We start from the raw sequence: 11,532 nt of genomic DNA on the forward strand, positions 1-11,532 counted from the left end.
TAAAAACTTAGATTATTTTACTAGATAGAAACCTGACAAAATATTTTTTTGTTGCTTGGTTATATTCATTATATAATGTCTGTATTTTATAAAATAACACTAGTTTTACGTTATATATAAACTAAATTACTCGACTTTTTTTTAAGTGAAAACTCATAAAAACATCCGACGTTTTATCGTTATCCTGCTTTTAATTATTCAGTCCTTTTTTTTGGCTATGATTATAAAAGAGCATTATGCAGAGCATAATTTTATGGTTGTAGTGGCTATTGTATGTATTATTTTTGCTGTTTATTTTGGATATCGCTATTTAGATTTACATCATGAGACCTACGAATACGAACGAATATCCGTAGCTATTTGGGTACCGATTGGTGCCATTTTATGTTATATTTTAAATATTGTCTTTGGTTTAGGTAGTGTCTTAGCTGCTGGTATTGTTGGATTTTTAGCCTCGTTTTTACCAGCACTTAATAGTCAATCTAATTATTTAAAACAATTACCAACGGTAATATATTGTGGAGCTTTTGTTGGTATGTCAAGTGTGCAAATTACACCCTCAATGGGTTTTGTAATTGCAGCAGGTGTTATTACAGGATTATTATATATGCCCTCTAAAAACTTGTTTTTAGGTATTGGTGGTAAACTTGGTGCTTTAGCTTTTGCTGGTGTCATTATTGTTTCATTAATCCATTGGTTATATGTTTATTAATAGCATTATCATTATTGTAACAAGTATGATAGGTGCCATACTTACATTTTATATTAGTGAGTCTTTAAACCAAGGCGCTGTTAGAGCCTCATCTTTACTAGCTTTACTTGTTGGTTTGTTTTTTTATGTTTTTCCAGACGTTTTAAATGTGTATTTAACCAAAAGTATTCCTGTCGTTTTTATTGGAGCAACATTTATTGGTATGGCCTCACCTAAAGGTCGTAACAATTATCTTTTATTAGCAGTTGCAGGTGTTTTATTTAGTCTTGTTTACATCAATAAAAGTCGTTTTTTTAATGGGTATGGAGGTGCTTTAGGGACTTTAGCATTTATAGCTTTACTCTCTACACTTGCTTTAAATCATATTTTTTCACGCCATAGCCCAGTTTTAAAACGTCTACAAAGCATTAAAAATAAAGTGTTTAAGTATAAATCGTAGTTTTTACAATACCACATCCTGCTCTATTTTATACTCTAGTTAATAACTACTGACAAAACCCTTTTAATAATTTAAGTAATTGATTTACTTTGCAAGTCTAAATTTTTATAAGCTTTTGAAAGTCTGTATTGCCGAAAAACCGAGTGTTGCTAGAGAAATAGCCCAAGTATTAGGAGCCAAAACTAAACGTGATGGTTATTTTGAAGGTAATGGATATGCGGTAACTTACACTTTTGGTCATTTATGTACATTAAAAGAACCAAATGATTATAAACCGTATTGGAAAAGTTGGGATTTAAACAACTTACCCATGTTACCTGATAAATTTGAAACCAAGGTCACCAAAGATTCTGGTATTCAGAAACAATTTAAAATTGTAAAGCGTCTATTTGATAGTGCTGATGTTGTTATAAACTGTGGTGATGCAGGAACAGAAGGAGAATTAATACAACGTTGGGTTTTAGACCAAGCCAATTATAAAGGTGAAGTCCAACGTTTATGGATTAGCTCTCTAACAACCGAAGCTATTAAAGAAGGATTTGAAAAATTAGAACCAAGTAAAAAATACGATAACCTATATTACGCTGGATTTTCTAGAGCTATTGGCGATTGGCTTTTGGGTATGAATGCCACACGTTTATATACTGTAAAACATGGTGGTTACAAACAGGTTTTAAGTGTTGGTCGTGTGCAAACACCAACCTTAGCCATGGTTGTCAACCGTTGGAAAGAAATAGAACACTTTAAACCACAACCCTATTGGGAACTACAAACCTTGTATCGTGACACTTTATTTAGTTATGAAGAGGGACGTTTTTTAAAAATGGAAGATGGCGAAAAGTTAGCCAATATTGTTAAAGCTCATGATTTTGAAATTGTCTCTATTACCAAAAAGAAAGGTAATGAGTATGCTCCAAAACTATTTGACCTAACTGGACTGCAAGTATATTGTAATACCAAGTTTGGGTTTTCGGCAGACGAAACTCTAAAAATAGTACAGAAGTTATATGAAATGAAAGTTGTGACTTATCCAAGAGTTGATACTACATTTTTACCTAATGATATTTACCCTAAAGTTCCAGGTATTTTAAAAAACCTGACACAATATGCTAGTTTAACAGCTCCTGTTTTAGCTAAAAAAATCAAGAAATCTAAAAAAGTTTTTGATGATGCTAAAGTTACAGATCACCATGCTATTATCCCGACTGGAGTACAAAGTAATTTACAATATAATCAGCAACAAGTCTATGATATTATTACCAGACGATTTATAGCTGTTTTTTATGACGAATGTAAGGTCTCAAATACCACAGTTATAGGTAAAGCCGAAAGCGTCAACTTTAAAACAACAGGAAAAGAAATTTTAGATAAAGGCTGGCGTGTTGTTTTTGAAACCAAAGATAGCCCAACACGAGAAGCTGGTACTTTACCTACTTTTGTTAAAGGTGAAAAAGGTCCACACACTCCTAGTTTTTTAGAAAAGCAAACCAAGCCACCTAATCAATTTACTGAAGCCTCTCTCCTACGTGCTATGGAAACCGCAGGAAAACAAGTTGATGATGATGAGTTACGTGATTTAATGAAAGAAAATGGTATTGGTAGACCCTCTACAAGAGCCAATATTATTGAAACACTATTTAGGCGAAAATACATTAAACGTAATAAAAAACAGGTGTTACCAACGGTTACAGGTATTCAGCTGATTGATATTATAAAAAATGATTTACTTAAATCTGCTGAGTTAACTGGTCTTTGGGAAAAGCAATTAAAAGACATTGAAAAAGGCGAATATTCTGCTTCAGCGTTTATAAACAACATGAAAAGAATGGTAGATCAATTGGTCTACGAAGTACGCACCGAAAAAGTTGAAGCCAAAATTAGCTACACCAATAATAAAACAGGTAAAGCCAAAACTAAAAAGACTAAAACAACTACAAAAGGGATTGTTGGTAAAGCCTGTCCTAAATGTAAAACTGGACAAATTTTAAAAGGAAAATCGGCTTATGGTTGTAGTGCTTACGGTAAAACCTGTGATTTTGTATTACCGTTTGATTTTGGTGGAAAAAAGATTTCAGAAAACCAATACAAACGTTTATTGGATAAAGGCTCAACTGTAAATTTGAAAGGGTTTAAAATTGAAGGTGTTTCAGTAGAAGGCTTACTTCGGTTTGATGATGATTTTAAGTTGAAATTGGAACCAAAGCATAAAAAAGCCTCTCAAACCACAGCTGATTCTGACGAAAAAACTTGTCCTAAATGTAAACAAGGCACCATAATAAAAGGAAAAACAGCCTATGGTTGTAGTGCATATAAAACAGGCTGCGATTTTAGATTTAGTTATGATCTGATTCGCGAAAAAGCCAATGGACAACCCTTAACTAAGGCTTTAGTATTCCAGATTTTAAATGCGAATTAAGCTGATTCTTTAAGCATTTTACTTAAAGTGATTTTGATTACTAAAATGACTTAACTAGAATTGATAATAACATTACTACATTGAAAGACCACAAACATTTTAAAATCTATAAGCCTTACAAAATGTTAAGTCAGTTTTCTAGTAACGCTAAAAAAGAACAACGTAAACATTTTTTAAGCGAGCTAGGTACTTTTCCAGAAGGTACTATGCCAATTGGTCGCTTAGACGAAAAAAGTGAAGGTTTACTGTTGTTAACAACTGATGGCAAATTAAGTGATCATGTTAACCAGTCTGGTATTGAAAAAGAATACTATGCTTTGGTGGATGGCGAGATTTCCGCGAAAGCGATACAAGATTTATGCAATGGCGTCGAGATTGGTTTTAATGGTAAAAAATACCAAACCAAACCCTGTACTGTTTTGAAGTTAAAGAATACACCAATATTACCAGAACGGTCTCAAAAAATAAGAGATGCAAGACATGGTCCAACCACATGGATTTCGGTAACTTTAACAGAAGGTAAGTTTAGACAAGTCCGTAAAATGACTAGTGCTGTGGGTTGTCCAACTTTAAGATTAGTACGTGTTAGAATTGGAAACATCACGCTTGACAACCTACAACCAGGAGCTATATTACCTATTGCTAATCCAAACCAATTACTTTAACGTATCTTTAGTTTTTAATACTATTGTAATCGTTTTAAACCCTTTACTTTTGTAGCATAATTACACTTTACAAATGATTAAATACGCACATTTTTTTTACGACCATTTTAGAGATTTAGGCCTTACTGCAATCACGTCAAAATACTTAAACATGACGGTTTTACTTATTTTGGTTGCTTTATTTATTTTTTTAATAGATGTCTTAGTTAGAAAGGTTTTACGTTTAATATCTGCAAGAATAGCCTCTAGGACTAAGTCTAATTTTGATGATTTATTAATTTCAAATCGCGTTCCAAGAAATGTTGCACACATACCTGCTTTATATATTGCTTTAAAAAGTATCCCTATTGTATTTAAGGATTTTAATAATCTACACTTACTTTTTCAAAAATCCATACAAATAGCTGGTATAATTTTAGGATTATGGATTGCAAGAAGCTTATTAAATACTTTAAAAAACTATTTTAAAACATTACCAAGATTTAGAGATAAACCTATAGATAGCTATATCCAAGTCTTTATGATTTTTGCTTGGTTTTTTGGTGTTGTTATGGCTTTGGGTGTTATCGTTGGTGGTGACTCTTTATGGAAGTTTTTAACAGGTTTTGGTGCTGCAACTGCTATTATTTTATTGATTTTCAAGGATACCATTTTAGGTTTTGTAGCAAGTATACAAGTCTCTATTAACGACATGGTACGTATTGGAGATTGGATTACATTTGAAAAATTTGGTGCTGATGGTGATGTTATTGAAATTAATTTAGCGACTGTAAAAGTGCAAAACTTTGATAACACCATTACTACTATACCAACCTATGCCTTAATTTCAGATTCGTTTAAAAACTGGAGAGGTATGACCAATTCGGATGGTAGACGTATTAAACGACACATGTTAATTAAGCAAACTAGTATTAAATATTTAAATGGAGAAGATATTGAAAGGTTAAAAAACATTGAAATTATATCAACGTATTTAAACACTATGCAAGATAAAATTAACAATTTTAATCAATCACATACCATAGACAAATCTGTTTTAATTAATGGACGTAATTTAACAAACATTGGTGTCTTCCGTAAATTTATACAAACCTATTTACAACAACATTCTGCCATAAATAATAACATGTTGTTAATGGCTAGGCAACTTCAACCTACTGCACAAGGCATACCTTTAGAGATCTATTGTTTTAGCAAAGACAAACGTTGGGAAAGTTATGAGTATGTTATGAGTGATTTATTTGATCATTTTTTAGCTGCAGTCCCTTATTTTGATCTTGAGTTGTTTGAATTGCCCAACGACACGTCTTTTTTAAAGTCTTAAAACACACTAATAATCAATAGAAAAGTTAATGATTAGTTAATTTGATTTCATTTATGATAGTATTACTATTATATTTGCATTCAAATTAATTGTTATGCAGTCACTACTTTCAAATTTAAAAATTAACATTAACGAAAAAATCTACCTGAAAGACCCTGAATCTTCAGCTTTAGGTAAGCGTATTGTAGAAAATAGCATCTTGCTTATTGATGAATTAGGTTTTGATGCTTTCACATTTAAAAAGTTAGGTGCAAAAATAGGCTCTAACGAAAGTAGCATTTATCGTTATTTTGAAAGTAAGCATAATGTCTTAATTTATCTAACATCATGGTATTGGACATGGCTTGAATATCAATTGGTTTTTACAACTAATAGTATTGAAAACCCTATTCAAAAGATTGAAAAGGCTATAGTCATCTTAACTAGGAATACTGTAATTGACTCTGATTTTTCACATATTAACGAAGTTCTTTTAAAACAAATTGTCATAAACGAATATTCAAAATCATACTTAACCAAAGAGGTTGATGAAGAAAACAAAGATGGTTATTTTAAAGTTTATAAGCGTTTAGTTACCCGTTTACATGATATGATTTTAGCTGTAGATGCTAATTATACTTACGCCTTTAGTCTTGCAAGTACAGTTATTGATGGTGCCTTACATCAGCACTTTTTAAAAGATCATTTTACTACCATTTCAGATTTAAAACCTGAAGAATCACCTACTAATTATTTTAAAGATTTAGTTTTTAAAAGTTTAAACATTTCGACACATGAGTAAAAAAATACTAACTGCTTGGCAACGTTTTATTGCATTATTAAAACTAGACCGTAAAGATGTAAAACAGGTGTTTTTTTATGCCATTTTTGCAGGATTAGTCAACCTATCTTTACCATTAGGTATTCAGGCTATAATTAACCTTTTACAAGCTGCACAAGTCAGTACATCATGGATTGTATTGGTTATATTGGTTACCTTAGGAGTTATTTTTGTAGGTGTTTTACAGCTTATGCAAATTAGAATTATTGAAAACATACAGCAAAAGATATTTACAAGAGCTTCTTTTGAGTTTGCTTATCGTTTTCCTAAAATGAAAATGAGCGAACTTAACGGTTATTATCCTCCAGAATTAGCCAATAGGTTTTTTGATACTATAAATGTTCAAAAAGGTATTGCAAAGGTTTTGATTGATTTTCCTGCAGCAGTTTTACAAATTATATTTGGACTTTTACTACTTTCATTTTACCATCCGTTTTTTATAATTTATGGTGCATTATTAATCATTTTAATATATGTGGTGTTTAAGTTTACTGCCGAAAAAGGTTTAAAAACTAGCATAGACGAGTCTAACCACAAATACAAAGTCGCGCATTGGTTACAAGAAATTGCACGATCAATTGTTAGTTTTAAACTATCTGGAAAAACTAGTTTAGCTTTAAATAAAAATGATAAATTAGTTACCGATTATCTTGAAGCTAGAGAAGGTCACTTTAAAATTTTAGTCACTCAGTTTATTCAACTTATTGGATTTAAAGTCTTAGTAACTGCTGGTTTACTAATTATTGGTGGTGCTTTAGTATTAAACCAACAAATGAATATTGGACAGTTTGTAGCTGCCGAAATCATTATATTATTAGTAATCAATTCAGTTGAAAAACTAATTTTGGGTTTAGAAACTTTTTATGACGTATTAACCTCAATTGAAAAATTAGGTAAAGTAGTTGATAAAGATCTTGAACCACAAAACGGAGCTCTATTAGATGATTCTGTAATAGATTTTAATATAGAGTTAGACGATGTCACACTAACTGTTAGTGATAGATTAGATCCAATTATTGATAATTTATCATTACAGATTAACACTAAAGATCGCATTTTAATTCAAGGTAAAAGTGGTTCTGGAAAATCTAGTCTTTTAAAACTAATAGCAGGTGTTACAAAACCTACTAAAGGTAGTATTTACGTTAATGACAAAAACCTAAGTAGTATTAATATTAATAATTACCGAGCAAATATTGGTCAGACGTTAGCCGAAGAAACCCCTTTTGAAGGTACATTAAGAGAAAACATCACCTTTGGTAATACAGATATTACAAGTAAACAATTGGATTGGGCTATTAATAATGTTGGACTAAAAGATGTTATCAAGCAAATGCCAAACGGGTTAAACACTATGATTTATCCTGAAGGAAAAGGTATTTCGTTTACAGTGTCTAAAAAAATTATGTTAGCAAGAAGTATTGTAAAACAACCTAAATTACTAATGCTAAAAGAGCCATTAGATCAATTTGAAACACAGGAAGCTAATCAATTAATGGATTTTTTAAGTCAACCAGAACACCCTTGGACATTAGTAATAGTTAGCCAAAACCACCTTTGGAAAACTAAATTAAACCGAATCATAACCTTGGATAAAGGTCAAATAATTAACACGCAATAATATGTTAAATATTTCAAGAAATAGCGTCAATAAAAATGTTGATATAAGCAGGTTTAGTTCTGTACAAAAAGCATTTAACAAAAAGCATTATAAACATTTTAATCGTTTACTAATCACCTCAGGAGTTATTGGTATTATCGTATTATTTTTACCTTGGACACAAAATATTACAGCCTCTGGATCAGTCACTACCTTAACACCAGACCAACGTCCTCAAACCATTCAATCACCTATTCCTGGACGTATTGAGAAGTGGTTTGTACGTGAAGGTGATTTTGTAAAAAAAGGCGATACTATTTTGTTTATTTCCGAAATTAAAAATGATTATTTTGACCCTAATTTAGTCGAAAGAACTGGTCAGCAAATTAAAGCTAAAACCTCATCGGTTCAATCCTACACTGGTAAAGTTAAAGCATTAAACAATCAAATAGCAGCACTAAGTAATGAGCGAGGTCTAAAATTAAAGCAAGCAGAAAATAAACTATTACAATCCAAACTTAAAGCCAAAAGTGATAGTATAGATTTTGAAGCAGCTAAAACCAATTTAAACATTGCAGAAACACAATTAAACCGTACCCAACAATTACAATCAGAAGGCTTAAAAGCAGTGACTGAAGTCGAAGAAAAGCGTCTTAAACTTCAAGAGACTCAAGCTAAATTGATTTCGCAGGAAAACAAATACTTAGCCTCTCAAAATGAAATCATTAATGCTAAAGTCGAATTAAATAGAATTAGTGCTGAGTATTCTGACAAAATTTCAAAAGCACAAAGTGATCGTTTTACTGCAGAATCTAATGGTTTTGATGCAGAAGCACAAGTCACAAAATTGGAAAACGATTTTACTAACTATTCCATGCGTAATGACATGTATTACATAAAAGCACCACAAGATGGTTACATCAATCGTGCTATAAAAGCAGGAATTGGAGAAACATTTAAAGAAGGCGAACAACTAGTAGGAATCATGCCTGCAACTTATGACATTGCTATCGAAACCTTTATAGCACCAATAGATCTTCCACTAGTACATGTTGGCGAAGAATTTAGAGTCCAGTTTGATGGTTGGCCAGCTATTATTTTTAGCGGTTGGCCTAATGTATCTTATGGTACTTATGCTGCAAAAGTTGTAGCAATCGAGCAATTTATAAGTCCAAACGGAAAATTTAGAGTCCTACTTTCTCCTGTTCAAAAAGCACACAAATGGCCAACAGCAGTCCGTGTAGGATCTGGAGCAAAAACAATGGCTTTATTAGAAGACGTCCCAATTTGGTATGAGTTATGGAGGCAATTAAATGGGTTTCCACCTAACTACTATCAGCCAGACAGTAAAGCGACTACTAAAGCAGATAAAAAATAAACATGAAACACGTATTCTATTATATTTTATTGTGGTGTCCCATAATAGTATCAGCACAACAATTAGACAGTCTTAGTTACACTGAGTTTTTAAGTTATGTCAAACAAAATCACCCAGTAGTAAAACAAGCCAATTTACAGTTAGACACTGGTGAGGCAACACTTTTAAAAGCAAGGGGAAGCTTTGATCCAAAAATTGAAGGGACTTTTAATGAAAAAGACTATAAAAATACCGAATATTTTGAGCGTCTAAAAACTACTTTTAAAATTCCTACTTGGTATGGTATTCAGCTAAAAGCTAATTATGAAGAGAATACTGGCTACTATCTAAACCCAGAATACACAGTACCAGATGACGGTTTATTTAGTGCAGGTATTGGCTTTTCATTAGGTCAAGGTTTACTAATTAATCAACGAATGGCTGATGTTAAAAAAGCTAAAATCTATCAAAAACAAACTAAAGCAGAACGCGATTTAATGGTAAACCAAGTGCTTTATGATGCTTCAGTTGCTTATTTTAATTGGTTGCAAGCCCATAAAGAAACTACTATATATCAACGTTTTTTAGACAACGCTAACATTCGTTTTAAAGGTGTTAGATCAAGTGTTATAGCAGGTGATAAAGCAGGAATAGATAGCCTGGAAGCTGGAATTATAGTAAAAAATAGAGCATTACAATTAGAACAAGCTAAAGTAGATCTTTTAAAGTCCAAATTAGAAGCTTCTAATTTTATTTGGCTAAAGAACATACCAGTTGAAATTACAGACAATATAAAACCTGTTGTTATTTTAAATGATGAAATAGATAGCCAATTAGCCTTAAATAACACTTTAGAATATGATAATAACAATCATCCCAAATTACTTGCATTGCAAAGTAAAATAGACGGTTTAAATATTGACCGAAGACTAAAAGCTAACAAATTACTACCTGTTATTGATGCTGAATATAATTTTTTAACCGAAACTCCAGATGTTTCAAATTCTTTTAATGCAGGAAATTACAAAGCTAGAATAAACGTCTCTTTTCCTTTATTTTTAAGAAAAGAACGTGGTGATTTAAAAATTAGTAAAATTAAGATTTCTGATGCTGAGTTTGATTATTCCGATAATAAGCTTCAGATTAAAAATAAAATTAAAGCATTAACCAAACAGCTTGAATCTTATACAATCCAAAACCAAATGATTACTGATATTGTAAACGATTACAACACGATGCTACAAGCAGAAGAACGTAAGTTTAGTTTTGGAGAAAGCTCAGTCTTTTTAATAAATAGCAGAGAAAATAAATTAATAGAAGCGCAAGTCAAAGCCATTACTTTAGAAAACAAATTATTAGCCACAAAAGCTAAACTATTTAATAGTTTAGGACTTGTACCAAATTAATCGTCGTTTTTAGGATTAGGGTCTGCTTCAGACTTATCTTCTGTTTGAGATTTAAGTTTAAGTCCAGAATCCTTTTCCTTTACAACAATTATAGATGCTTTAACACCTGTAGCAAGATTCCATTGGTTAGTTGCAATAACATTACCTAGCTCATCTAAAACCTGAAACTCTGCAGTATTAGGACCTGAAGTTCCTTGGTTTAAAGCCTGAAAGTCTATTTTATTAATACCCTCATCTAAAGGCATTAATAAACCATTAAACCCAGAAGTCAGTGTCACACTGGATACCATAATATCATCATTAACATACACTCTAATTGCATCACCATCCGGATATTGATGATCTCTGTATATAATATTAACAGCTTTAGCAGTAGTCTTGTATTCTCCTAAAAATTGATTAACTAAGCTTCCGTTGTTAGACTTTTCGTCATCTTCTTTAAATTTAAGTTGACGTTTTAATTGTCCAGCATACAATTCAGCTGGATTTCTAAAATTATTATCCTCTTCATACACTGAAAATTTAGGTCTTGGCTTTGTTACTGTTTTAACTTCTTTAGGTGCTATAACTTCGTTATTACTATCCTCATCAGGTTTAACGTCTATAGCTTCAGGAGCAGGATCAATAATTAATTCTGGATCATCTTCAGGATCATCACTCTCAATAGCAGGAATGGCAAACCCATTGTTGTCGCTATCAATTTGAGCAAAGCTTACCGTTGATAGTGTTAGTAGAATGAAAAGAGAAATATAAAATTTCATGTTATTACTTTATAATATTTGTCGAAAATAAA

General features: G+C 31.6%; 10 protein-coding genes. 9 read left to right on the forward strand and 1 reads right to left on the reverse strand.

Features of this window, described 5'->3' with window-relative positions:
- Positions 1 to 217 precede the first annotated feature (217 nt).
- From JAO71_RS03915 to JAO71_RS03955, 9 genes are all read left to right on the forward strand, one after another.
- Positions 218 to 712 (forward strand): hypothetical protein, encoded by a 495-nt coding sequence (locus tag JAO71_RS03915; protein WP_236011153.1) that lies wholly within the window; start codon positions 218 to 220, stop codon positions 710 to 712.
- The gene (locus tag JAO71_RS03920) at positions 702 to 1,151 is read left to right on the forward strand and encodes a hypothetical protein (protein WP_202999015.1); all 450 of its coding nucleotides are present in this window, start codon (positions 702 to 704) and stop codon (positions 1,149 to 1,151) included. Before JAO71_RS03915 ends, JAO71_RS03920 begins: the two co-directional genes overlap by 11 nt.
- A gap of 115 nt (positions 1,152 to 1,266) precedes the next feature.
- Positions 1,267 to 3,567 (forward strand): type IA DNA topoisomerase, encoded by a 2,301-nt coding sequence (locus JAO71_RS03925; protein WP_202999017.1) that lies wholly within the window; start codon positions 1,267 to 1,269, stop codon positions 3,565 to 3,567.
- Between the two features lie 80 nt (positions 3,568 to 3,647).
- Positions 3,648 to 4,232, forward strand: a complete 585-nt coding sequence (locus JAO71_RS03930) for a pseudouridine synthase (protein WP_202999019.1) — start codon at positions 3,648 to 3,650, stop codon at positions 4,230 to 4,232.
- A 73-nt stretch (positions 4,233 to 4,305) separates the two neighbouring features.
- Entirely contained in the window at positions 4,306 to 5,556 is a 1,251-nt protein-coding gene (locus JAO71_RS03935) for a mechanosensitive ion channel family protein (protein WP_116822797.1), read from the forward strand.
- Positions 5,557 to 5,650: 94 nt separating this feature from the next.
- Positions 5,651 to 6,337, forward strand: a complete 687-nt coding sequence (locus JAO71_RS03940) for a TetR/AcrR family transcriptional regulator (RefSeq protein ID WP_116822796.1) — start codon at positions 5,651 to 5,653, stop codon at positions 6,335 to 6,337.
- Positions 6,330 to 7,997: a peptidase domain-containing ABC transporter gene (locus tag JAO71_RS03945; protein WP_202999027.1), complete on the forward strand. Its 1,668-nt coding sequence runs from the start codon at positions 6,330 to 6,332 to the stop codon at positions 7,995 to 7,997. The genes JAO71_RS03940 and JAO71_RS03945 overlap by 8 nt, the downstream gene beginning before the upstream one ends.
- Before the next feature lies 1 nt (position 7,998).
- Positions 7,999 to 9,354 (forward strand): HlyD family secretion protein, encoded by a 1,356-nt coding sequence (locus JAO71_RS03950; protein ID WP_054851031.1) that lies wholly within the window; start codon positions 7,999 to 8,001, stop codon positions 9,352 to 9,354.
- 2 nt (positions 9,355 to 9,356) lie between these two features.
- Positions 9,357 to 10,739: a TolC family protein gene (locus JAO71_RS03955; RefSeq protein ID WP_202999029.1), complete on the forward strand. Its 1,383-nt coding sequence runs from the start codon at positions 9,357 to 9,359 to the stop codon at positions 10,737 to 10,739.
- Here JAO71_RS03955 and JAO71_RS03960 read toward each other — a convergent pair.
- Complete coding sequence (locus tag JAO71_RS03960) at positions 10,736 to 11,500, reverse strand: hypothetical protein (RefSeq protein WP_202999031.1); 765 nt, start codon at positions 11,498 to 11,500, stop codon at positions 10,736 to 10,738. The two genes, JAO71_RS03955 and JAO71_RS03960, sit on opposite strands and share 4 nt — an antisense overlap.
- Positions 11,501 to 11,532: the final 32 nt, after the last annotated feature.

This window comes from Olleya sediminilitoris, assembly GCF_016785945.1.
Classification (GTDB): Bacteria; Bacteroidota; Bacteroidia; order Flavobacteriales; family Flavobacteriaceae; genus Olleya; species Olleya sediminilitoris.

Bases quoted from the DNA above. Each gene is read 5' to 3' on its own strand.
- JAO71_RS03960 (WP_202999031.1), bottom strand. From the start codon at position 11,500: ATGAAATTTTATATTTCTCTTTTCATTCTACTAACACTATCAACGGTA.
- JAO71_RS03945 (WP_202999027.1), top strand. From the start codon at position 6,330: ATGAGTAAAAAAATACTAACTGCTTGGCAACGTTTTATTGCATTATTA.
- JAO71_RS03950 (WP_054851031.1), top strand. From the start codon at position 7,999: ATGTTAAATATTTCAAGAAATAGCGTCAATAAAAATGTTGATATAAGC.
- JAO71_RS03955 (WP_202999029.1), top strand. From the start codon at position 9,357: ATGAAACACGTATTCTATTATATTTTATTGTGGTGTCCCATAATAGTA.
- JAO71_RS03940 (WP_116822796.1), top strand. From the start codon at position 5,651: ATGCAGTCACTACTTTCAAATTTAAAAATTAACATTAACGAAAAAATC.
- JAO71_RS03915 (WP_236011153.1), top strand. From the start codon at position 218: ATGATTATAAAAGAGCATTATGCAGAGCATAATTTTATGGTTGTAGTG.
- JAO71_RS03920 (WP_202999015.1), top strand. From the start codon at position 702: ATGTTTATTAATAGCATTATCATTATTGTAACAAGTATGATAGGTGCC.
- JAO71_RS03935 (WP_116822797.1), top strand. From the start codon at position 4,306: ATGATTAAATACGCACATTTTTTTTACGACCATTTTAGAGATTTAGGC.